Raw genomic sequence first — 23,781 nt, forward strand, 5'->3', positions numbered from 1 at the left:
GTTGGAAGTGTATTGTCTGCAAGCGTCCAGGTGCCGTCACCATTGTTCACTGCCGGATAGTCAACGCCATCCACATTGACAACTACAGTTGCTGTTGGGTCACTTACAGTACCTGTTAATGCAGGTGTGCTGTCGTTAGTGAGTACATCATCAAGTGCTACTGTCGGCGCAACTGCATCAACCACTGCTGTTGCTGGGCCTGATGTATTGCCTGCTGGATCTTCTGTTACTGCTGTTACCGTATCACCATCATTTAAACCAGGGTTTGGCACAGTCCAAGTACCATCCGGTCCTGCTACAACACTTGCCGTACTACCATCTGGATAAGTCACAGTCACTGTTGAACCAGGTTCTGCTGTACCTGTAATTGGATCTGTCCCGTTAACCGGGTCAATCACTGGTGCTGAAGGAGCAGCTGTATCCAGTGTATAAGTTTGTGTATCGTTAACTGTGCTGCTATTACCTGCTGCATCAGTGAAGGTTACTTTAGCATCAATCGTTTTATCAGTATCAGCAACCAAACCGCTACCTGGTACACTTACTGTCCATGTACCTGCTGCACTGTCTACAGTTGCAGTATAAGTTACCCCATTAATAACAATTGTAACGGCTGTAGCAGCCGCATCTGAAGGAACGTTTTTCAATACACCTGTAATCGTGACATTGCCAGCCGCTTCTGATGCATTAATCACATTATCAGCTGTTACCGAATCAACAGCAAAATTAACACCATCCGTATTTGGACCAACTGCATCAACAATAGCTGTTCCTGGTCCTGATGTATTGCCAGCAGGGTCTGTTGCTACAGCTGTAACTTCATCGCCATCATTCAAACCTGGGTTTGGCACAGTCCAAGTACCATCCGGTCCTGCTACAACAGTTTTCGTACTACCGTCCGGATAAGTCACAGTCACTGTTGAACCAGGTTCTGCTGTACCTGTAATCGGGTCTGTTCCGTTAACAGGGTCAATCACTGGTGCATTTGGTGCAGTGGTATCAAGTGTATAAGTTTGTGTATCGTTAATACTGCTGCTATTACCTGCTGCATCTGTAAACGTTACTTTGGCATCAATTGTTTTATCTGCATCCGCAACTAAGCCACTGCCCGGTACACTTACTGTCCACGTGCCTGCTGCTTTATCTACAGTCGCATTATAAGTTACCCCATTAATAACAACTGTAACGGCCGTGTTGGCCGCATCTGCTGGAATGTTTTTCAAAACACCTGTAATGGTGACATTACCTGATGCTTCTGATGCATTAATCACATTATCAGAAGTAACAGGGTCAACCGAGAAAGTTACGCCACCGGTACTTGGTGGAGTGGTGTCAGCAGGTACTGAAGAATCATCATTACTATCATGATTTGATGCTGCAGCGATAATACCGCCTGCAACTAGTGGAATAGCAGCCCATAACCATGGGTTCACGCCTGCATCATGATAAAGTAGAGGCTCAATTGAAGAAATAGGTTGGTAAATAACATCAGATACCAACTCTTGTGGAGCTTCTGCTGGTAGAGCTGCTGGTAAATCTTCACCTAAAAGTGCTTGTGGTTCCACGTCACTGTCAGCATCTGAGTCCGCATCACTATCAGCATCTGCATCATTTTCAGCATCTTTGAATTTTGCCCAAATTAACTGTCCATTTTCATCTTGGAAAACCAGACTGTTATCTTTAGGCTCAGCTGTTCCACTAAAGAAGCCTTCAATAACAATAGTCTCGCCATTTTTCAGACGTATGACTGCATTGGTACCCTCCCTATTCACTACCAATACATCACTGGCAGCCACTTTCACCAACACAACTGACGCTTCTGAAAGTTTTGCAGAAGTTCCCTCTGTGGTTACCAAGGTTTTATGATTATCCTTGGCAATAATTTGTATCTCAGGCATATCTATATTCCTTTTATATTATTGATTTAAATGATTTTAAGTATAATTCTTTTTACTTAATGTTTTCGAGTTTTTGACCTACAACTTAAAAACATTAAGTAATGTGATCATTTTTACATTAAACACTTTAAAATAAAAAAACAAATACTAAAGTACTCAAAGAAAAAAAATTAATTAATACAAATTTTATATAAATAAAAATCTGATTTTTCTACTTATAATTTATTCAATGAGCTTATTAACTGTTTTATATATAAAACAAAATTAGTTTCTTATTATTGAACATTCATTGAAAATTATTTTAATTTAAATTTTTATATAACAAGTTTTAATATCTCAATAAAATAAAATATATTAATAATGATATATATAGAAAAAAAATGGCCTTAGATAATATTTTACTATTACACTAAAGCCTCATTTTTATATTCAAATAAAAATTATTTTTTTATTTACTTTTAGAAATTATCGGGACTTTCGAAACGTTTTACTTCTTGTAACTTATTTGGATCATGCATGGTTGCGATCCCGTCTTCTGTTTTTTGATCAACAATAACATCTGGGTTAAAGATAGTAATTGTTTCTCTTCCTAATGCATCTTCTCCAACTATATATTGAAAGCCACGGCGATTCATTTTATGGCATAGCTTTTGATAAAAGCCTTTAAGCCCTTCCGTTTCTTCATTAGGATTGTAATAAAACGCATTCATTACCGCAGGAAGTCCAAGTCCACATACTACACCAGATAACAATACGCTAATAAAGGTATATCCAATCAGAATACTACTATAAGGACTCAGCGCCGGAATATTCGCAACCGCCAAAATTAAAGCGAGTGAAATCCCTCCTCGAACACCACCCCAAGATAAAATAGTTAAACTACCATTGTAACTTTTAGTCTTACGCATTGTTGGGAAGAAAGCAAAAGACATAAAGTTGGCGGCAAAACGAGAAATATGCAGAATAAAGAAAGCAACTATTCCGCCTAAAATCAGGCTAAAGTTTAAGTCAAGAATAAATAACTCAAGGCCAATTAAGGTAAATAAGAATGAATTGATAATCCCTTCTACTGTATGCCAAAAATGGTTAACCTCTCTGATCTCACGCTCTTCGCGAATTTCTTTCCATTTATTGCCGACGATTAAACCACCAATTACGCAGGCAATCGGTGCGGATGCATGGGCAAATAGAGCCACCAAATATGCTCCGCTTGCAAGTAATGCAGTTGTTAAAATCAGGGATTCCATTTCGTGTTTACCACGCAATAAGCGTAAAGTACCTATCCCAAATGCCCACCCAATACCAACAGCAACCACAATTTCATAAAGCAAAGCTTCTAATGTCGCAACCAATGAAAAATGTTCACCCTGTAAAACATTCAGTAATGTCATAAATAAGGCAATACACATCGCATCATTAAATAAAGATTCTCCTTCTAATTTAACAATGAGATGATGAGGAGCACGAATTGAACTTAAAACACCTTTAATACCGATCGGGTCTGTTGCACCTAATGCTGCACCTAATAATAGAAGAACCAAAATTGGTACATGATGCCCAACTAACAATTGGAAACCGTAAAGTAAGCTACCAAACAATACAGCGCAGATTACCAAGGCAATAGTGGCTAAAATACTAATCTGTTTCCAATAGCTTCTTAGATCTGAAATTTTAAATTTAAGTGCTGAAGACGTCAGAATAAAGCAAATAACACCATTAATTAAAAAATCATAGAAATCGATATGACGTACTGCTTCCTCAATATTATGAATATTGATAGTAATGAATTGATTACCATTTAAAAGACTGGCTCCCCATTGCAAAATGAAGACAAAAATCGCAGAAACAAGAGGTACACCGATAGCCTGAGGAAAGCCCAAAATACGCTTATTAAATATGGTGGTCGCAATTGATAAGGCAAATACAACCGTAAATGCTTGTAATAAGAAAAAATTACCCATGAACACCCTTCTTCTGGGTCAATGACCAAATAAAAAATCTAGACAGCTGAACTGAACAGAACGAGAAAATAGACACCTCATGTGTGCCCAAGCAATTAAAAAGTTGAAATACAAGTTTAACGAATTACGTTAATCATTCTATCAATTAGTTAAATTTCTTAACATTAATTATGTTGGAGGGATGATTAAAAAGATGAGCCTACTTAAACACCTTGTAAACTCATCTTATTTATAGATTTAGATAGAATTATTAAAAGTATCGCATTGGCTAATATCACCGGTTTTTAAACCGACTTGGAACCAGTGCATTCGCTGTTCACTACTACCATGAGTAAAGCTATCCGGAACGACTTGTCCTGTTGCTCGTTTTTGTAAGTAGTCATCTCCAATTTTTTGCGCGGCATCCATTGCTTCCTCAACGTCCCCCTGCTCTAAAAACTGAGTACGCTGTTGATTATGATTGGCCCAGATACCCGCTAAACAGTCAGCTTGTAATTCTTGACGTACAGATAACTGATTACCTTCTCTTTGACTGACTTGTGCACGAGCCTGTTGTACTTGAGATGAAATACCAAGCAAAGTTTGAACATGATGTCCTACTTCATGGGCAACTACATAAGCTTGGGCAAAGTCCCCTGCCTGATCTTGTCTCGATAATTCTGTCTGATTTTGTTCGCCAGATATTCCCATTTGCTCACGCATATCTTTGAAGAATTCTGTATCGATATAAACCTTCTGATCTGCCGGGCAATAAAAGGGACCCATTGCAGACTGAGCTGTACCACAGCCTGACTGAATCATCCCACTAAACAAGACTAATTTTGGTGGCGTATAAGTTTTACCTAACTGTTTAAATATAGGAGTCCATGTATCCTCTGTATCGGCTAAAATCGTCCTAATAAAATCCGAAGCTTCTTTTTGCTCGGCTGTTAAACTTTCGGGTGCAGTTGCATTTGATTGTTGCGAAGCAGTGACCTGCTGCGTTGCCTGATATGCTTGTTGTGGGTCAACACCAAAAAATTTCCATGCAACAAATGCTACAACCAAACCAATAATACTAATACCACCTGCCCTAACACCGCCTCCACCTCGACGGTCTTCAACATTGGTACTGACTCGACGGCCTTTCCAGCGCATAATTTCCCTCTTCTTTGTAGATGGCCTGATTAACTAGAAGCTTTTGGCCACATTTTTTGTATCAAACTAACAATAAGCAATACTATTGCACCAGCAACAATTCCTATTGCAAAGTTAATAAGCGTTGGGGTTAAAGCACCAATGATGTTGCCTACAGCAGGTATAGTTTCCACATGGTCAACTGTATTTTCAGTGACATGATGGAGTAAAGGAATCGTATGATTAATAATCCCTCCACCTACCAAGAACATCGCAATAGTGCCGACGATAGACAATAACTTCATTAAAAGTGGCGCAAATGCAAGCAGCCCGCGACCAATAGTTTGTTTAAAAGAAGCAGCCTGTTTTGTTAAATATAGACCCAAGTCATCAATCTTAACAATCATGCCGACCAAACCATAAACGCCGATCGTCATCACAACTGCAATAATGCTGAGGACACTAACTTTAGTCATTAAAGTTGCAGTTGCCACAGTACCTAAAGAAATAACCACAATTTCAGCTGACAAAATAAAGTCTGTACGAATAGCTCCTTTCACTTTATCTTTTTCAAAAGTTGCCAAGTCTAACTCTTCACTATCAAACTCTTTTTGTGCTTCTTCTGAGGTTGAGGCTTTTTTATGTGTAATGGTATGAAGAACTTTTTCAACACCCTCATAACATAAGAATAGCCCGCCAAGCATTAATAAAGGATTAATCAACCAAGGAGCAATCACACTAATTAATAAAGCTAGAGGAACTAAAATGAGCTTATTAACAAAGGAGCCTTTAGCAACTTTCCACACAATCGGTAATTCGCGATCAGCACGGACACCTGTAACCTGTTGTGCATTTAAAGCCAAATCATCACCTAAAACACCAGCAGTTTTTTTTGCTGCCATTTTGCTCATTAAGGCGACGTCATCTAAAATTGTTGCAATATCATCTAGTAGTAAAAGTAAGCCACTTGCCATTTCTTATCCAAGTTTGTATTTATTAAACTATTGTAATATGATTTTTTTCAATTTTTGTAATTTTACTGAATAAATTCACAATATTATTTTAAGAAAAGTTTCCCCAATTGCTGACGAAAAAATTTTATTTCCCGTACAATAATGCCAATCTTTTATATTGCAGGGCTTATTATCCCTGATTAAGCCAATACCATAGTGGAATAAATAATGAGTAATGTTGATCAGCGTCCAATTATTTTGACAGGCGACCGCCCAACCGGACAACTTCATCTCGGGCATTTTGTCGGTTCTTTGCGTTCTCGTGTAGGTCTACAGGATAGCCATCATCAACATCTCTTATTAGCAGATGCACAAGCGTTAACAGACAATGCCGATAACCCAGATAAAGTTCGCCGTAACATTTTAGAAGTTGCTCTAGACTATTTAGCGGTAGGCATTGATCCAACTAAAACCACAATTTGTGTACAGTCATGCTTGCCTGCTCTGAATGAGCTTACAATGTTATATCTTAACTTTGTAACTGTAGCTCGTTTGGAGCGTAACCCAACCATCAAATCTGAAATTCAAATGCGTGGTTTTGAACGTGATATTCCTGCCGGTTTCCTTTGCTACCCTGTAGCACAGGCAGCTGATATTACGGCTTTTAAAGCGACTGTAGTACCAGTAGGCGAAGATCAAATTCCAATGATTGAGCAAACTAACGAAATCGTGCGTCGTGTAAACCGTCAAATTGGTCAAGACCTTTTACCTGAATGTAAAGCATTGCTTTCTAATATGGCTCGTTTACCTGGTTTTGATGGTAAAGCGAAAATGTCTAAGTCATTAGGCAATACCATTGTTTTAAATGCTTCTGACAAAGACATTAAAAAAGCTGTAAATGCGATGTATACCGATCCAAATCATCTTCGCATCGAAGATCCGGGCCAAGTTGAAGGAAACATTGTATTTACTTATTTAGATGCATTTGATCCAAATAAAGAAGAAGTTGAAGAGCTAAAAGCACACTACCGCCGTGGTGGTCTTGGTGATGGTACAGTTAAAAAACGTCTTGAAGGTGTACTAAAAGAATTAATTACACCTATACGTGAACGTCGAGAAGAACTTGCTAAAGATCCTGACTACATTATGGATGTTTTACGCCAAGGTACTGATAAATGTCGAATCATTACCCAGCAGACTTTGGACGAAGTTAAAGATGGCTTAGGCTTATTTAAGTTCTAATTTTTATATTAGAGATATAAATCAAAAAAGCCCTACGGGGCTTTTTTTTATAATTATATTTAGATTCAATAATTTAATTTTTTAGAATTTCTATATATTTATTATGATTCACACGCTTTTACCCTTTTAACGTGAAGTAACACTAATTAACGTGAACCTTAATGAACAAATAAGAATGCGTCACTAATATAACTTGAGTAGGTTGATATGAACCTCACGACATTTCTCCTTAAGCCGAAACTGTTTTTAACAGATTCGTTGTTCTACGCAGTGATCACCCCAATCATTGCGTTTTTTTTTGTCTTTTTTAACCAAATTATTCCTTATATCAATTTTATTTAACTTTTCAATAATACAAAAAAATACCGCATCATTTTTCAGATGCGGTATTTTTTAAAGATTCAAGGAAGCAATTAAGCTAAACCTTTCTCTTTTAATACTTGCAACATAGTTGAACCAAGCTCAGCTGGGCTACGAGTGTAAGCCATACCTGCTTTTTCAAATGCAGCGAATTTCTCTTCAGCAGTACCTTGACCACCAGAAATGATCGCACCAGCGTGACCCATACGCTTACCTTTAGGCGCAGTTACACCAGCGATGTAACCTACTACAGGTTTAGTCACGTTAGATTTGATGAATTCAGCAGCTTCTTCTTCCGCTGTACCACCGATCTCACCGATCATGATGATTGCATCAGTATCTGGATCGTCTTGGAACAATTGAAGAGCTTCAATTTGGTTCATACCTGGGATTGGGTCACCACCGATACCGATACAAGTAGACTGACCTAAACCAAGCTTAGTTGTTTGAGCAACAGCTTCATAAGTCAATGTACCTGAACGTGAGATGATACCAATACGACCTGGTTGGTGGATGTGACCAGGCATAATACCGATCTTACATTCACCTGGAGTGATCACGCCTGGGCAGTTAGGACCAACTAAACGAGTACCGTTACCGTTAGTTTCTAAATAGCGTTTTGCTTTAAGCATGTCGATTGTTGGAACACCTTCAGTGATCACAACGATTAGGCTAACCCCTGAATCAACCGCTTCAACGATTGAGTCTAAAACGAATGGAGCTGGTACATAGATTACAGATGCATCTGCATTTGTTTCACGTACAGCTTCTTTCATTGTGTTGAATACTGGTAAGTCAAGGTGAGTTGTACCACCTTTACCTGGAGTAACACCACCAACAACTTTTGTACCGTAGTCTAAAGCTTGTGCAGAGTGGAAAGTACCGTTTTTACCAGTAAAACCTTGTACCAATACTTTAGTGTCTTTATTAATTAATACGCTCATGATTGATACTCCCCTTACGCTTTAACTGCAGCTACAACTTTTTCTGCGGCATCAGACAAACCGTTCGCAGAAATTAATTTCAAACCAGATTCATCAAGTAATTTCGCACCTAACTCAGCGTTGTTACCTTCTAAACGAACAACAACTGGAACAGTTACGTTTACTTCTTGAACCGCTGCAATAATTGCTTCAGCAATCATGTCACAACGTACGATACCACCGAAGATGTTGATTAAAACACCTTGTACAGACGTATCAGCAAGAATGATTTTGAACGCTTCGATTACACGCTCTTTAGTTGCACCGCCACCAACGTCAAGGAAGTTTGCAGGCTGACCACCATAAAGTTTAATGATGTCCATAGTTGCCATTGCAAGACCAGCACCGTTAACCATACAGCCAATGTTACCTTCTAAAGCAACATAGTTAAGATCAAATTCAGATGCTTTTAATTCACGCTCATTCTCTTGAGATTTGTCACGTAAAGCAGCAACTTTAGGTAAACGGTAAAGTGCGTTAGAGTCAATACCTACTTTCGCGTCTACACATAAAATTTCGCCATTTTCACGAACTGAAAGTGGGTTAATTTCAAATAAAGCGAAATCATTTTCAACAAATGCTTGGTAAGCAGCTGTCATGATTTTCACGAATTGACCGATTTGTTTGTCTTTCAAACCTAAAGCAAACGCAACTTCACGTGCTTGGAATGGTTGTAAACCAACTAATGGATCAACTTCAACTTTGATAATTTTTTCTGGAGTTTCTTCCGCAACTTTCTCGATTTCTACACCACCTTCTGTAGAAGCCATGAAAGTAATACGACGGCTAGAACGGTCTACAACCGCGCCCAAGTAAAGCTCACGCTCAACTGGATATACGTCTTCAGCAACAATGATGCTGTTTACTGGTTGACCATTTGCATCTGTTTGATACGTTACAAGACGAGTACCAATGATATTGTTTGCAAATTCGATAACATCTTCTTTAGATTTTGCAACTTTAACGCCACCAGCCTTACCACGACCACCAGCATGAACTTGCGCCTTCATTACAGCGAATTTACCACCAAGCTGTTCAAATGCAGCAACTGCTTCGTCTGCATTGGTTGCCAAGATACCTTCTTGTACCGGCATACCATATTCTTTCAATAACGCTTTAGCTTGATACTCATGTAAGTTCATTTAGTTACCTACTTAACTTTGTTTGTTGTCTTCAATTTGCGCAACATTCTCATGTTGTATAAGCAAATTGCTGTCTACGTCTATCAACTTGATGATTTTTTAATCACACCATCGAATGTGAAAAAGAGCGGAGGACCGCTCTTTATTTTATTTACGCTTACGTTGAATCGCGTGAATTGCACGACCATCTACAGCAAGTGCAGCTTCATGAACAACTTCAGAGAATGTTGGGTGACCAAAAGTCATCAACTGAAGATCTTCAACAGAAGATACAAATTCAAGTGCGATCATACCTTGGTGAACGATGTCAGATGCCGCAGGCCCAATCACATGCATACCTAATAAACGGTCAGTTTTTGCATCAGCAACAAACTTAACAAAACCTGCACCTTCACCAGCAGCTAAAGCACGACCATTTACAGCAAAACCGAATTGACCAGTTTTTACTTCATGACCTTTTTCTTTAGCTTGCTCTTCAGTTAAACCAACCCACGCCGCTTCAGGGTGTGTATAGATAACAGAAATGATTGTGTCATAGTTTACTTGAGCTGCATGACCATGAATACGTTCAACAGCCATTACGCCCTCTTCCATTGCTTTATGAGCAAGCATTGGACCGCGTACTAAGTCACCAATCGCATATACACCTTCTACAGAAGTTGCACAGTGATCATTTACTTCAACTAAACCACGTTCAGTTAATTTAATACCTGAATCTTCAGCTAATAAACCTTCAGCATAAGCTTTACGGCCAACACAAACGATTAACTTATCAAACGTTTGTTCTTTGTCTTCACCAGCTTGAGTGTATTTAACAGTCACTTCACGACCGTTTACTTCAGTACCAGATACTTTTGCACCAATGCGGATATCTAAACCTTGTTTAGTCAAGATTTTTTGATATTCCTTAGAAAGTGCTTTATCAGCCATTGGCAAGAATGCATCCATTGCTTCAAATACAACAACTTCTGCACCAAGACGACGCCATACTGAACCAAGTTCTAAACCGATTACACCTGCACCAATTACACCTAAACGCTTAGGTACTTCAGGGAAGTTTAATGCGCCAGTTGAATCAACAATAATATCTTGATCTACAGGAGCTACAGGAATATTTACAGGCACAGAACCAGACGCAAGAATTACGTATTTAGGTTCTAAAATTTGAGTTTCACCTTCATGTGGAACAAACTCAACTTTTTTACCAGCAAGTAATTTACCTGTACCTTTTAACCACTCGATACCGTTGCCTTTAAGCAATTGATCAATACCGCCAGTTAATTGGTCAACAATTTTGTCTTTACGAGCAAGAAGTTTTGCAAGATCGAAATTCACTTCACCAGTTGTAATACCGTGATCAGCTAAATGATGCACTGTATCTTCATAACGATGAGAAGAATCAAGCAAAGCTTTAGAAGGGATACAACCTACGTTTAAGCAAGTACCACCTAAAGAAGGCTTACCGTTGTGAATACGTTTTTCAATACAAGCGACTTTGAAGCCTAGTTGAGCAGCGCGAATCGCAGCTTCATAACCACCAGGACCACCGCCAATGACAACAAGATCAAATTGTTGAGACATTTTTATCTCCATAAACCAGGATAGAGGATTACTCTATCCTGGTAGGTATTTATTCGAAGAAATTAAAGATCAAGAATGAGTTTAGCTGGTTCTTCTAACAATTCTTTGATTGCTACCAAGAAACCTACAGCTTCTTTACCATCGATCATACGGTGGTCATAAGAAAGCGCTAAGTACATCATTGGCAAGATTTCAACTTGACCATTTACCGCCATAGGACGTTCTTGGATTTTATGCATACCCAAGATACCAGTTTGCGGCTGGTTCAAAATTGGAGTTGAAAGTAATGAACCGAAAGTACCACCGTTAGTGATTGTGAAAGTACCGCCAGTCATTTCTTCGATAGATAATTTACCATCACGTGCTTTAGCAGCGTAAGCAGCAATACCTGCTTCAACTTCTGCATAGCTCATACGGTCAGTATCACGCAATACTGGTACAACAAGACCACGATCAGAAGATACTGCAACACCGATGTCGTAGTAACCGTGATAAACGATATCATCGCCATCAATTGAAGCATTTACAGCTGGGTAGCGTTTAAGCGCTTCAGTTGCTGCTTTAACGAAGAATGACATGAAGCCTAAACGAGCACCATGACGTTTTTCGAAAGCATCTTTATATTGCTTACGTAATTCCATGATTGGCTTCATGTTAACTTCGTTAAATGTAGTTAACATTGCTGTTTCTTGAGTAGCTGCAAGAAGACGCTCAGCTACACGTTTACGTAAACGAGTCATTGGAACGCGTTTTTCGATACGTTCGCCAACAGCAACGCTTAATGGAGTAACGTTAGCAGCTGGTTTAGCTTGATGGTTTGCAACATCTTCTTTAGTGATACGACCACCACGACCAGTACCCTGTACGTCAGAAGCAGCAATACCAGATTCAGTTAAAGCTTTACGTACCGCAGGAGCTTGATCAGATACAGTTTCATTACGCTCAACAACAGGAGCAGCACCAGCTTGAGTCTGAGCAACTGCTTGTTCTACTGCCGCAGGAGCAGCAGCCGCTGCGCCAGCACCAGCTTCGAATTGAGCAATAACTTCGTCAGAAAGAACTGTATCGCCTTCACCTTTAATGATTGCAACCAAGCTACCATCTGCAGGAGCAACAACTTCTAAAACAACTTTGTCGGTTTCAATATCACAGATTACTTCATCACGTGATACAGGTTCACCCACCTTTTTATGCCAAGTTGCGATGGTTCCATCTGCAACAGACTCTGGGAATACCGGTGCTTTAATTTCGGTTGCCATTATTGAGAATCTCCTGATTGTTCAGCTTCGATTGCCAATGCATCATTAATTAGCTGAGCTTGTTGTTTTGCATGCAAGTACGGTGAGCCACAAGCTGGTGCAGCAGAAGCTTCACGACCTGCAAAACTGATACGGATTTGTTTGCCAGATTTTAAGATATCGTCATATAAACGTGGTGCGATAAATAACCAAGCACCTTGGTTCTTCGGCTCTTCTTGTGCCCAAACGAGTTCTTTCACATTCGGATAAGCAGCCAAAATCTCAGCAAGACGTTGTTCTGGGTATGGGTACAATTGCTCAATGCGCACAATAGCCACATTAGTCAAGTTTTGTTCACGACGTTTTTCAAGTAAATCGTAGTAAACCTTACCACCACAAAGTACAAGACGAGTTACATCTGACTTGTTAATTTGATCAATTTCGTCAATTACAGTCTGGAATGAACCATGTGCTAGCTCTTCTAAAGTAGAAGTCGCAAGTTTATGACGAAGTAAAGATTTCGGTGACATTACGATTAATGGCTTACGAATTGGGCGTACAGCCTGACGACGTAATGCATGGAAAATCTGTGCAGGTGTCGTTGGAGTGATCACTTGCATGTTGTCTTCAGCACATAACTGTAAGAAACGTTCTAAACGAGCTGAAGAGTGCTCTGGACCTTGACCTTCGAAACCATGCGGCAACAACATTGTTAAACCACAAACACGTTCCCATTTAGTCTCACCAGAAGCAATAAACTGGTCAATCACAACCTGAGCACAGTTTACGAAGTCACCAAATTGTGCTTCCCAAATAATTAAGCTCTTAGGAATCGTAGTTGCGTAACCATATTCGAATGCAAGAACTGCTTCTTCAGATAAAAGAGAGTCGTAAATCGCAAAACGTGGTTGGTTCTCTTTCACATGGCAAAGAGGAATGTAAGTTGAACCATCAACTTGGTTATGCAATTTTGCATGACGGTGTGAGAAGGTACCACGACCCACGTCTTCACCAGTAATACGAACTAGATAGTCTTCATCTAATAAAGTTGCATAAGCTAAAGTTTCTGCTGCACCCCAGTTCAATGGAGTTTCACCAGTTTGCATTTTCACGCGGTCTTCAATTACTTTTTGAACCTGACGCTGCATTACAAACCCTTCAGGAAGCTTGCTCATGCCCTCGCCTAATTCTTTAAGGCGGTTTATGTCAAATGAAGTATCCCAATCGTCTGTATATTCATGGCCCAAATATGGAGTCCAATCTACAAACATTTTAGTGTTCGGTTCAAGAATCAAAGCATTCGCTACATGATTACCCGCTTCTAAATCAGCACGATAATCTTCAACCATTTGGTCAGCTTCAGCACGGTCAAGTACTTTCTCTTGTACCAATTGATCAGCATAAAGTGTACGAGTAGTTGCTTTCTTAGCAATCACTTGATACATCAATGGTTGTGTACCAGATGGCTCATCTGCTTCGTTATGGCCGCGACGACGGTAACAGAACAAATCGATGACTACATCTTTACGGAATTCGTGACGGAAATCATGTGCTAATTGAGTAGCAAAGATAACAGCTTCAGGATCATCACCATTTACATGGAAGATAGGAGCCTGAATCATTTTAGCAACGTCTGTACAGTATTCTGTCGAACGCGCATCACGTGGATCAGAAGTTGTGAAACCAACTTGGTTGTTCACAATAATATGAACTGTACCACCAACCGTATAGCCACGAGTTTGTGACATCTGGAAGGTTTCCATGTTTACGCCCTGACCTGCAAATGCAGCATCACCATGAACAATAACTGGTAATACGTCATCACCGCCGATGTCTCTACGACGTACTTGACGCGCACGTACAGAACCTTCGACTACAGGACCAACGATTTCTAAGTGAGATGGGTTAAATGCCAATGCCAAGTGAACTTCACCACCTGGAGTCATTACATTACTTGAGAAACCTTGGTGGTATTTAACGTCACCAGAACCTTTCTTATGAAGTGCTTTACCTTCGAACTCACCAAATAAGTCCGCAGGGTTTTTACCCATAATATTAACAAGAAGGTTCAAACGACCACGGTGTGGCATACCGATAACAACTTCTTTACAACCTACGGCACCAGCACGCTGGATAATCTCATTTACCATAGGAATAAAAGATTCGCCGCCTTCAACACCAAAACGTTTAGCGCCGACGTATTTATTACCGAGATATTTTTCTAAGCCTTCAGCAGCGGTTAAACGCTCTAAGAAGCCTTTCTTTTGTTCATTTGAGAAATTGAATTTACCACGGGCACTTTCAAGACGCTGTTGAATCCAACGTTTCTCTTTTGTGTCCACGATATGCATATATTCAACACCGATCGAACCACAATAGATTGCTTCCATTGCTTCAATCATCTCAGCAAGCGTTGCTTCGCTTTTACCGATCTCAAGATTGCCTGTGTTGAATACTGTGTCTAAATCTGATTTGGTTAAACCGTGTGCTGAAAGATCTAAATCAGGAATATCTTCACGCTTAGCAAGACCTAACGGATCTAACTTAGCTTTTTGATGTCCGCGATTGCGATAAGCAGCAATGAGTTGTAAAACGCCAATTTGACGACGCTCATGTTCAGTACTTACAGTACTTTGTACAACAGGTTGAACACGATTAGCATTACGTCCTAGTAATAGGAATTGCTCACGCACAGCGCTGTGTGGTTGGTCACCCTTTGGATATTTATCGAAATATTGGCGCCAGTCCTCAGCGACGGAGGTTGGGGAAGTCAGGTACTGCTCGTAAAGTTCTTCAATATACGCTGCACTATCAGCGGAAAGTTCAGTGTCAAGACGCAATGCGTCAGCAACTTCTTGCATTTGTGGACCCATTTCCTATTGCAAAAAATATTACAGGCTGCCTTTTAAGCATACCCATGATGCATAATGTCAAATTGGTAAAAATGACACTACTTACCCAACAGGTCTTCAAGACCATGGGGCGTCATACTACCTAGAGAGAAAACTCCATAGGTAATTAATGAATCACAACGCCCTCAATGGCATCATCACTCACCTTATACTCGATAAAAAACCGAGCAATTTTTTGCAAATCTTTTTAGAAAAATTAACTTTAAAATTAACTTTTCTAAAATGACTTTAACCATAAAAATTAAGCACAGATCTAAGATCGTGCCACTTAATTTAATTTCACTAGTATACGCTTTTTTCACCTATAACTTTGTGGCAAATCGTATCATGTTCTTAACGAACGATTGATTTTTTTGACACATACCATCTATAAATTGGCGAAATACATATCCAATTTTATCTATTAATATATGGTGCTTTATATAAAAACCCCTCTTTTACCGACTAAAGTATAAGACACGTATTATAAAATTAAAAAAAAACGCACATCAAGGATGTGCGTTCTCTATTTGCGCAGAATTAACCCGCTTGATCTAACAACATATTACGGATATGACCGATTGCTTTTGTTGGATTCAAACCTTTAGGACATACTGACACACAGTTCATAATACCTTTACAACGGAACAAACTGAACGGATCGTCAAGACGAGCCAAACGTTCTGCAGTTGCAGTATCACGAGAGTCGATAATAAAACGATATGCATTCAATAACGCTGAAGGACCCAAGAATTTATCAGGGTTCCACCAGAATGATGGGCATGAAGTTGAACAACATGCACAAAGAATACACTCATACAAACCATTTAAGTGTTCACGCTCTTCAGGAGATTGCAAACGCTCTTTAGGTGGAGCAGGTTGATTATTGATCAAGAATGGCTGAATTTTGTCATACTGATCATAGAATTGGTTCATATCAACAACCAAATCTTTAACAACCGGCAAACCAGGTAATGGACGAATTACGATTTTCTCTGGTAAATCGTTAAGGTTTTGCAAGCAAGCCAAACCATTTTTACCATTGATATTCACACCATCAGAACCACAAATACCTTCACGGCAAGAACGACGGAATGTTAACGTTTCGTCTTGAACCTTCAAAGCAAGCAATGCATCAAGCAACATACGGTGCTTATCAGTCAACTCAAGCTTGAAAGTTTGCATGTACGGCGCTTTATCCTTATCAGGATCATAGCGGTAGATTTCGAATGTACGAGTACCTCTACTCATCTTTATACTCCCGATTAGAATGTACGTGGTGCTGGTGGAATTGGATCAACAGTTAACGGCTTGAAGCGCACTGGCTTATATTCCAAACGGTTATCTGATGAATACCATAAAGTGTGTTTCATCCACTCATCATCACGGCGACCGTATGAATAAGTTGGGTGATCAGCTGGTAATTCATAATCAACTACCGTATGCGCACCACGACATTCTTTACGCGCAGCAGCTGAAATTAATGTAGCTTTTGCAACTTCATATAAGTTTTCAACTTCAAGCGCTTCAACACGTGCAGTGTTAAATACTTTAGATTTATCTTTCAAGTGAATGTTACGCACGCGTGGTTCAAGAGCAAGAATCTCTTTAACACCTTTATCAAGCAATGCTTGAGTACGGAATACACCTGCGTGGTCTTGAACGATATCACGAATTGCATCAGCAACTTCTTGAGCATTTTCGCCAGAAGTTGATTCATCCAATTTACGTACACGAGCTAAAGTTTGCTCTAATACATTTGTTGGAAGCGGTGCATATTCATCACCATGATGCTTAGTTACGTAATCGATAATGTGCTCACCAGCAGCCTTACCAAATACAACCAAGTCAAGAAGTGAGTTAGTACCTAAACGGTTCGCACCATGTACTGATACGCATGAACACTCACCGATTGCATAGAAACCTTTTACAGGTTTAGTGTAGTTGTCTGTACCAGGCTCTGGTAAGCACACTTGACCATGCATATTCGTAGGAATACCACCCATTTGATAATGGATTGTTGGTACTACTGGAATTGGTTCTTTAGTGATGTCAACGTTTGCGAATTTTTTACCAATCTCAAATACAGATGGTAAACGCTTCATAATTGTGTCAGCACCCAAGTGAGTCATATCAAGCAAGATATAATCACCTTTTGGACCACAACCACGACCTTCTTTAATTTCTTGGTCCATAGAACGTGATACGAAGTCACGCGGAGCCAAGTCTTTTAAAGTTGGTGCATAACGTTCCATGAATGGTTCGCCGTCTTTGTTACGAAGGATCGCACCTTCACCACGACAACCTTCAGTCAACAATACGCCTGCGCCCGCAACACCTGTAGGGTGGAATTGCCAGAATTCCATATCTTGTAATGGAATACCAGCACGAGCAGCCATACCAAGACCGTCACCAGTGTTGATATAAGCATTTGTTGATGCACGGTAAACACGACCAGCACCACCAGTTGCAAATAATGTTGCTTTTGCTTGGAATACTGCAATGTTACCAGTTTCTTGGTCAATTGCAGTTACACCAAGTACATCACCCGCTTCGTTACGGATCAAATCAAGAGCGATCCACTCAACGAAGAATTGAGTACCCATTTTCACGTTGCTTTGATAAAGCGTGTGCAATAAAGCGTGACCAGTACGGTCAGCAGCTGCACAAGCACGTGGAACTGGTTTATCACCATAGTTTGCAGAGTGACCACCGAACGGACGTTGGTAAATTGTACCATCAGCGTTACGGTCAAACGGCATACCTAAGTGTTCAAGTTCATAAACAACTTTTGGCGCCTCACGACACATAAATTCGATTGCGTCTTGGTCACCTAACCAGTCAGAACCTTTTACTGTATCGTAAAAGTGGAAATGCCAGTTATCTTCTTGCATGTTACCTAACGACGCACCAATACCGCCCTGAGCAGCAACTGTATGTGAACGTGTTGGGAAAACTTTAGTAAGTACAGCAACTTTCAAACCTGCTTGAGCAAGTTGGTAAGATGCACGCATACCAGAACCACCACCACCAACGATAACAGCATCGAAAGTGAGGTTTTGAATATTTGAATAATCTTCTTTAGGGTTTATCGCGCCCATGATATCTTCCTATCAATTCGCCCAGAAAATCTGGATACCCCAGATTGCGTACACAAACACTGCAATAATGACAGCCGTAGTCAGTACAAGGCGTAAACCTTTCGCTGAAGGACCCATTTGACGAGTAGTGACATAGTCAGTAAAAACCTGCCACATACCAATCCATGCGTGTGCGATAAGCGACAAAATTGCCAATAAAGAGAAAATCTTCATTGGTAATGTCCTCATGAAGCCAGCCCATTGTTGATAGTCAAATCCGCCTTTGCAGAGGATCCAACCAAAAAGAACAACAGTATAAGCTGCCAATACCACAGCACTTACACGCTGGATAAACCAATCACGAGAACCTGAACCTGTTAAACCTGTAGCACTTTTCATTAGAACATAATCCATACAAAGGCTGCGATAATGGCTACCACAGATAAGATCAATGAAATTGTCGCTGCAATACGACCGCTTTGCAGTTCTTCAGCAAAACCTAGATCTGCAAGCAAATGCTTAACCCCAGCAATAAAGTGGAAAATCAAGCCGGCTACAAATACCCACACAACAAAACGTACGAGGATATTTCCAAAAACGACATTTTTAACGTAGTCAAATCCTTCTGGTGAAGATAATGATTTATCTAGAATCCATAAGAGAACTGGTACTAATAAGAAAACGATGACACCTGATAAACGGTGTAAAATTGATGCAATAGCCACGGGTGAGCGTAAATTTACCGCTAACACCTGACCCATGGACAAATTGACAGGTCTGTTGCTTTTCACAGCGGGCATCCTGTAGGTAGAAACTCCGACCGGAGTTTGTTGAATTAATTCCAAGGAAAGCTGGCATTGTTAGGCAAGCACAGCTCATGCCTAACCTATAAACGACACTGAATTATAAAACGCGAAATATCAAAATACAAACAATCGACTTTGGCTTTTCCGCAAAAACTCATCAAATAAGAATCATTCACATAGCCAAACAGCATCCTTTCCTATCCCGAAGTTAAGATTAAACAAAACATGTGCTTGTTTAATCTCATCTTTTATAAAAAATTGCTTTTCTACAGTTTTATTTAAAATAAGTGCATTTTAGACTAAAGATAAAGTTAATAAATCATCAACTCAAGACAAAAATATAAATAAAACTTCTTCTTACCTGCTAATTTTATTCAGTTTTATCTATAAAGAGGGATTATCCGTATTTATATCAAAAGAAATAAAGTGCTACTTGACTGTTAACAATGATCACTATTTTTACAAAAAATGAGTTTTAATTTTTTCTAGACTGTTCAATGAGCTATTTTTTAAACAATTAAACTTAAAAAAAAGACAACTTTTGGAATTATCAAATAGTGATAATGTGGCGATTTTTGAATCACAATTTAAAATTACAGCCTGAGTTTTATGATTTTTTTAATCGGATTGGCATTTTATAACGCTCCCCTAGTCTTAATTTTTATTTAAAAATTTGCTTACAATTGTACTCACGCTTCATTTTTTTTCTGCACGTTCTTCTTGAATTGACTTATGATACCATCCCGATGCAGTGATTTTACTGACTTTTTTTGCTCGGGTCTTGATGACTAACTCTCTGTGGGAACGTCATTTTTTATCCATAAGTATAATTGACAAAATTTCAGTACTCACTAATCTTATAGCAAATTTTGACACCGTCTGATTCGCACATGAGAAAATTAGGATTTCGAGTCAGATAATCATTCACCAGGACAGGAGATCTATTGAATGTCTGAAGCAACTGGCAAAAAAGCCGTATTACATCTTGATGGCAAAGAAATTGAATTACCAATTTACAGTGGCACATTAGGTCCCGATGTAATCGACGTTAAAGATGTATTGGCCTCAGGTCACTTTACTTTTGATCCTGGTTTTATGGCGACAGCTTCATGCGAGTCTAAAATCACATTTATCGATGGTGACAAAGGTATTTTATTACACCGCGGTTACCCGATTGACCAGTTAGCGACTCAAGCAGACTACCTTGAAACTTGTTATTTATTATTAAATGGCGAGTTACCAACTGCTGAACAAAAAGTTGAGTTCGATGCGAAAGTTCGTGCTCATACTATGGTTCATGATCAAGTTAGCCGTTTCTTCAATGGTTTCCGTCGTGATGCTCACCCTATGGCAATCATGGTTGGTGTAGTAGGCGCATTATCTGCTTTCTATCACAACAACCTTGACATTGAAGACATCAACCACCGCGAAATTACTGCGATTCGTTTGATTGCTAAAATTCCAACGCTTGCTGCTTGGAGCTACAAATATACTGTAGGTCAGCCATTCATCTATCCACGTAATGACTTAAATTACGCGGAAAACTTCTTACACATGATGTTTGCAACTCCTGCAGACCGTGACTACAAAGTAAACCCTGTTCTTGCTCGTGCAATGGATCGTATCTTTACGCTTCACGCTGACCACGAACAAAACGCGTCTACTTCTACAGTTCGTCTTGCTGGTTCTACTGGTGCGAATCCATATGCGTGTATCTCTGCTGGTATCTCTGCTCTTTGGGGTCCTGCACACGGTGGCGCGAACGAAGCAGTTCTTAAAATGCTTGATGAAATCGGTAGCGTTGAAAATGTTGCTGAGTTCATGGAAAAAGTTAAACGCAAAGAAGTTAAACTTATGGGCTTCGGTCACCGCGTTTACAAAAACTTCGACCCACGTGCTAAAGTGATGAAGCAAACTTGTGACGAAGTTCTTGAAGCATTAGGTATCAATGATCCTCAATTAGCGCTTGCTATGGAACTTGAACGTATTGCATTGAACGACCCGTACTTTGTTGAACGTAAACTTTACCCTAACGTAGACTTCTACTCTGGTATCATCCTTAAAGCGATTGGTATCCCAACAGAAATGTTTACTGTTATCTTCGCTCTTGCACGTACAGTTGGTTGGATCAGCCACTGGTTAGAAATGCACAGCGGTCCTTACAAAATTGGTCGTCCTCGTCAGCTTTACACTGGTGAAGTGCAACGTGACATCAAGCGTTAATATTCGAAAGAACATTAATGTAAAAAAGCTGCCTAATGGCAGCTTTTTTTTATAAATAAGTTTTTAAAAGTTATTCTTCTTCAAACATATTTAACAAGTGATGACTAATACCATCAGCTCTTAGCCAAGCCAACTCATAACTTGCTTTAGCCAAAGCTAAAATACGTCTTTCAAACTCAGTCCATACTTCTTTAACTTGTGCTTCTGAAATCCCCAAACCACTCTCATGAGCTAAATGCTTATTCTTTTCACATATTTTTAAGGCATGGTAGAGTTTACGCCCTTTACTCGCCCCTTCCATTAACCTGACACGTTTACCTAATATAAATCCTTCTACATGCTGTAGATTCACCTGCGGCAACATAGGTACTAAAATCTGGTCTAATTGATCATCTAAACGCTTCCAGACAGCTAAACGCTGCTCTGCCGTATAGGTATTCCATTGAATCACTTCATGGTTAAAGCGGCGACAACCACGACACACCTGATCACCAAAAACTGTTGAACAACGCCCTGCACATGGGGTGAGAGAGAGCATTCGATGATCACTACTCAAAACAGACTCCTTAAATAAACCATATACTTTTTATGGTTTTCTCGCTTATTACGAATTTTCGCGCTAAAATATGCGCCTTAAATTTCTATCTTAATACATTTGGAGTTTTCCATGAACGCTACTGTAGAACAGCTTGCACCTGTAGAACAGCAAGCGACCGCGGGTTGGGTTGTTGCAGCACTATATCAATTTAAAGAAGTTCAAGATCCAGCTGATCTTCAACAACGTCTTTTAGACTTAGTGAAAACAATTAACCTTTGCGGAACTCTGATTGTAGCAGGTGAAGGAATTAATGGTACCGTTGCTGGGGACCGTGAAGCAATTGATACGATTCATCAATTTCTGTTAAACGAAGGTTTTAACGCTATGGAATATAAAGAATCCCATAGTTCTGACAAACCTTTCCGTAAAATGAAAATCAAGCTTAAAAAAGAAATCGTGACTTTAGGCGTTGAAGTAAAACCTCGTGATTTAGTGGGTCACTATCTTGATCCTAAAGAATGGAATGAGCTTATTGCACGTGATGATGTGATTCTAATCGACACACGTAATGACTATGAATATAAAGCCGGAACTTTCAAGGGTGCGATTGACCCAAAAACAGAAACTTTCCGCGAATTTCCTGAATATGTAAAAAAAGAGTTAGAACAACATAAAGATAAGAAAATCGCGATGTTCTGTACGGGCGGTATTCGCTGCGAAAAATCAACTTCTTTACTTCTTCAAGAAGGCTTTAAAGAGGTTTATCACCTTAAAGGCGGTATTCTTAAATATTTAGAAGAAACTCCTCCTGATGAAAGCCTTTGGGAAGGTGAATGTTTCGTATTTGATGGACGTACTGCTGTAACTCATGGTGTTGAAGAAGGTGCAAATATTAAATGTCATGCATGTGGCTGGCCCTTAACTCCTGAAGAGTCTGCGCTACCAAGCTATGAACATGGTGTTTCTTGCTTGTACTGTATTGATAAAACCACTGAAAAACAAAAAGCTGGCTTCCGTATGCGCCAATCACAAATTGCTGCCGCTAAACGTAAACGTCTATAAGATTTAATAGAGTTTCAAAAAAGGCATTTAGTTTTCTAGATGCCTTTTTTAATTCATATAAATAAATTCTGACAATAAAAAACGCCCTAGAAAGGACGTTATTTATTATTTCTTCTAATAAATTAATTTGGAGTATGGTACATCAAATATAACTCATTCAAATTATCTGGGATTTCTTCTGCCAGTTCATCCATTAACTGTCCATTGCGACGGAAAGATTCCATCTGTGGATCTTCTTCATCAATTCCGCTAAAAACCATGATTGGTAAAGTCAAATCAACCAATTGTTCTTCATACTCAGGGGCAAACCAAGCCTCTTCGTTTAAGAACATTGCATCAACAAACCCTACACTCCAATCGCCTAGGCTTGATTCAACGTCAGCTTCTTCAACTTCAAATGGAAATTCAATCCCATTTTCATTTGCTAAATCTTGACGAATCGACTCTAGCCAAACCTTGATTTGTTGAATAATTTCAGCCGGAACCTTTTTCTGGTTACCTTCGAACAATTCATCTAACCAACGGTCAAACTGAGGGCCTACTGCAATTGCACACAAAAATCCATGAGTTGCAGCAAAGTCTAGACCATACTCATTGTGGTCTCCATCTAGATATTCACTTAATTGGTCTAAATCTAATGCACTCATTGTGTGTTACCTGACTTTAAAAAGAAATTGACGATAGCATAGCACTTAAGCTGACGATGCCCT

General features: G+C 39.5%; 18 protein-coding genes and 1 pseudogene. 3 read left to right on the forward strand and 16 right to left on the reverse strand.

Translation table 11 applies throughout. The features are described 5' to 3' along the window. The 4 genes from MKL62_RS14135 to MKL62_RS14150 all read right to left on the reverse strand — a co-directional run. A partial coding sequence (locus tag MKL62_RS14135) for a BapA/Bap/LapF family prefix-like domain-containing protein (RefSeq protein ID WP_270899786.1) occupies nt 1-1,895 on the reverse strand: 1,895 nt, incomplete at its 3' end. A 458-nt stretch (nt 1,896-2,353) separates the two neighbouring features. After that, nucleotides 2,354-3,856: a cation:proton antiporter gene (locus MKL62_RS14140; RefSeq protein ID WP_000526259.1), complete on the reverse strand. Its 1,503-nt coding sequence runs from the start codon at nt 3,854-3,856 to the stop codon at nt 2,354-2,356. 237 nt (nt 3,857-4,093) lie between these two features. Continuing rightward, nucleotides 4,094-4,993, reverse strand: coding sequence for a KPN_02809 family neutral zinc metallopeptidase (gene ypfJ / locus MKL62_RS14145; RefSeq protein ID WP_001267353.1), 900 nt, complete (start codon nt 4,991-4,993; stop codon nt 4,094-4,096). Between the two features lie 29 nt (nt 4,994-5,022). Continuing rightward, the gene (locus MKL62_RS14150) at nt 5,023-5,946 is read right to left on the reverse strand and encodes a DUF808 domain-containing protein (RefSeq protein WP_000146246.1); all 924 of its coding nucleotides are present in this window, start codon (nt 5,944-5,946) and stop codon (nt 5,023-5,025) included. 207 nt (nt 5,947-6,153) lie between these two features. Here MKL62_RS14150 and trpS point away from each other — a divergent pair, with 207 nt between their 5' ends. Continuing rightward, nucleotides 6,154-7,167: a tryptophan--tRNA ligase gene (gene trpS, locus MKL62_RS14155; protein WP_000072941.1), complete on the forward strand. Its 1,014-nt coding sequence runs from the start codon at nt 6,154-6,156 to the stop codon at nt 7,165-7,167. Nucleotides 7,168-7,580: 413 nt separating this feature from the next. Here the strand turns inward: trpS and sucD are convergent, their stop codons facing one another. From sucD to sdhC, 10 genes and pseudogenes are all read right to left on the reverse strand, one after another. After that, nucleotides 7,581-8,471, reverse strand: a complete 891-nt coding sequence (sucD, locus tag MKL62_RS14160) for a succinate--CoA ligase subunit alpha (RefSeq protein ID WP_005128037.1) — start codon at nt 8,469-8,471, stop codon at nt 7,581-7,583. 14 nt (nt 8,472-8,485) lie between these two features. Beyond that, complete coding sequence (gene sucC, locus MKL62_RS14165) at nt 8,486-9,652, reverse strand: ADP-forming succinate--CoA ligase subunit beta (protein ID WP_001048573.1); 1,167 nt, start codon at nt 9,650-9,652, stop codon at nt 8,486-8,488. Between the two features lie 147 nt (nt 9,653-9,799). Further along, nucleotides 9,800-11,233, reverse strand: a complete 1,434-nt coding sequence (gene lpdA / locus MKL62_RS14170) for a dihydrolipoyl dehydrogenase (protein ID WP_000082610.1) — start codon at nt 11,231-11,233, stop codon at nt 9,800-9,802. A gap of 62 nt (nt 11,234-11,295) precedes the next feature. Beyond that, entirely contained in the window at nt 11,296-12,492 is a 1,197-nt protein-coding gene (odhB, locus tag MKL62_RS14175) for a 2-oxoglutarate dehydrogenase complex dihydrolipoyllysine-residue succinyltransferase (RefSeq protein WP_000179879.1), read from the reverse strand. Next, nucleotides 12,492-15,332 (reverse strand): 2-oxoglutarate dehydrogenase E1 component, encoded by a 2,841-nt coding sequence (locus MKL62_RS14180; protein ID WP_001984866.1) that lies wholly within the window; start codon nt 15,330-15,332, stop codon nt 12,492-12,494. The genes odhB and MKL62_RS14180 overlap by 1 nt, the downstream gene beginning before the upstream one ends. A gap of 157 nt (nt 15,333-15,489) precedes the next feature. Beyond that, nucleotides 15,490-15,619: pseudogene (locus tag MKL62_RS14190) on the reverse strand (hypothetical protein). Between the two features lie 283 nt (nt 15,620-15,902). After that, nucleotides 15,903-16,613: a succinate dehydrogenase iron-sulfur subunit gene (locus MKL62_RS14195; RefSeq protein WP_000086385.1), complete on the reverse strand. Its 711-nt coding sequence runs from the start codon at nt 16,611-16,613 to the stop codon at nt 15,903-15,905. Between the two features lie 14 nt (nt 16,614-16,627). Next, on the reverse strand, nt 16,628-18,463 hold the full coding sequence (gene sdhA, locus MKL62_RS14200) for a succinate dehydrogenase flavoprotein subunit (protein WP_000500957.1): 1,836 nt from the start codon (nt 18,461-18,463) through the stop codon (nt 16,628-16,630). A gap of 12 nt (nt 18,464-18,475) precedes the next feature. Next, nucleotides 18,476-18,841, reverse strand: coding sequence for a succinate dehydrogenase, hydrophobic membrane anchor protein (gene sdhD, locus MKL62_RS14205; RefSeq protein ID WP_030423616.1), 366 nt, complete (start codon nt 18,839-18,841; stop codon nt 18,476-18,478). Beyond that, the gene (gene sdhC / locus MKL62_RS14210; protein WP_001984863.1) at nt 18,841-19,242 is read right to left on the reverse strand and encodes a succinate dehydrogenase, cytochrome b556 subunit; all 402 of its coding nucleotides are present in this window, start codon (nt 19,240-19,242) and stop codon (nt 18,841-18,843) included. Before sdhC ends, sdhD begins: the two co-directional genes overlap by 1 nt. A 954-nt stretch (nt 19,243-20,196) precedes the next feature. Between sdhC and gltA the strand changes: the two genes are divergently transcribed. Continuing rightward, a complete protein-coding gene (gene gltA, locus MKL62_RS14215; protein ID WP_001287579.1) occupies nt 20,197-21,471 on the forward strand; it encodes a citrate synthase in 1,275 nt (424 codons plus the stop codon). A 70-nt stretch (nt 21,472-21,541) separates the two neighbouring features. Here gltA and MKL62_RS14220 read toward each other — a convergent pair whose 3' ends face one another. Beyond that, nucleotides 21,542-22,027 carry a DUF1289 domain-containing protein gene (locus MKL62_RS14220; RefSeq protein WP_005128031.1) on the reverse strand — a complete coding sequence of 162 codons (486 nt, stop codon included), beginning with the start codon at nt 22,025-22,027 and terminating at the stop codon, nt 21,542-21,544. 111 nt (nt 22,028-22,138) lie between these two features. Between MKL62_RS14220 and trhO the strand changes: the two genes are divergently transcribed. Then, nucleotides 22,139-23,071: an oxygen-dependent tRNA uridine(34) hydroxylase TrhO gene (gene trhO / locus MKL62_RS14225; RefSeq protein WP_000994655.1), complete on the forward strand. Its 933-nt coding sequence runs from the start codon at nt 22,139-22,141 to the stop codon at nt 23,069-23,071. Nucleotides 23,072-23,193: 122 nt separating this feature from the next. Here the strand turns inward: trhO and MKL62_RS14230 are convergent, their stop codons facing one another. Beyond that, complete coding sequence (locus MKL62_RS14230) at nt 23,194-23,718, reverse strand: YecA/YgfB family protein (protein WP_001274941.1); 525 nt, start codon at nt 23,716-23,718, stop codon at nt 23,194-23,196. Between the last annotated feature and the right edge of the window lie 63 nt (nt 23,719-23,781).

It is taken from the genome of Acinetobacter sp. AOR01_HL, assembly GCF_027855455.1.
Lineage (GTDB): Bacteria > Pseudomonadota > Gammaproteobacteria > Pseudomonadales > Moraxellaceae > Acinetobacter > Acinetobacter baumannii.

Bases quoted from the DNA above. Each gene is read 5' to 3' on its own strand.
- odhB (WP_000179879.1), bottom strand. From the start codon at position 12,492: ATGGCAACCGAAATTAAAGCACCGGTATTCCCAGAGTCTGTTGCAGAT.
- MKL62_RS14195 (WP_000086385.1), bottom strand. From the start codon at position 16,613: ATGAGTAGAGGTACTCGTACATTCGAAATCTACCGCTATGATCCTGAT.
- MKL62_RS14230 (WP_001274941.1), bottom strand. From the start codon at position 23,718: ATGAGTGCATTAGATTTAGACCAATTAAGTGAATATCTAGATGGAGAC.
- lpdA (WP_000082610.1), bottom strand. From the start codon at position 11,233: ATGTCTCAACAATTTGATCTTGTTGTCATTGGCGGTGGTCCTGGTGGT.
- sdhA (WP_000500957.1), bottom strand. From the start codon at position 18,463: ATGGGCGCGATAAACCCTAAAGAAGATTATTCAAATATTCAAAACCTC.
- gltA (WP_001287579.1), top strand. From the start codon at position 20,197: ATGTCTGAAGCAACTGGCAAAAAAGCCGTATTACATCTTGATGGCAAA.
- trpS (WP_000072941.1), top strand. From the start codon at position 6,154: ATGAGTAATGTTGATCAGCGTCCAATTATTTTGACAGGCGACCGCCCA.
- MKL62_RS14180 (WP_001984866.1), bottom strand. From the start codon at position 15,332: ATGCAAGAAGTTGCTGACGCATTGCGTCTTGACACTGAACTTTCCGCT.
- sucC (WP_001048573.1), bottom strand. From the start codon at position 9,652: ATGAACTTACATGAGTATCAAGCTAAAGCGTTATTGAAAGAATATGGT.
- MKL62_RS14150 (WP_000146246.1), bottom strand. From the start codon at position 5,946: ATGGCAAGTGGCTTACTTTTACTACTAGATGATATTGCAACAATTTTA.
- sdhC (WP_001984863.1), bottom strand. From the start codon at position 19,242: ATGCCCGCTGTGAAAAGCAACAGACCTGTCAATTTGTCCATGGGTCAG.
- sucD (WP_005128037.1), bottom strand. From the start codon at position 8,471: ATGAGCGTATTAATTAATAAAGACACTAAAGTATTGGTACAAGGTTTT.
- sdhD (WP_030423616.1), bottom strand. From the start codon at position 18,841: ATGAAAAGTGCTACAGGTTTAACAGGTTCAGGTTCTCGTGATTGGTTT.
- ypfJ (WP_001267353.1), bottom strand. From the start codon at position 4,993: ATGCGCTGGAAAGGCCGTCGAGTCAGTACCAATGTTGAAGACCGTCGA.
- trhO (WP_000994655.1), top strand. From the start codon at position 22,139: ATGAACGCTACTGTAGAACAGCTTGCACCTGTAGAACAGCAAGCGACC.
- MKL62_RS14140 (WP_000526259.1), bottom strand. From the start codon at position 3,856: ATGGGTAATTTTTTCTTATTACAAGCATTTACGGTTGTATTTGCCTTA.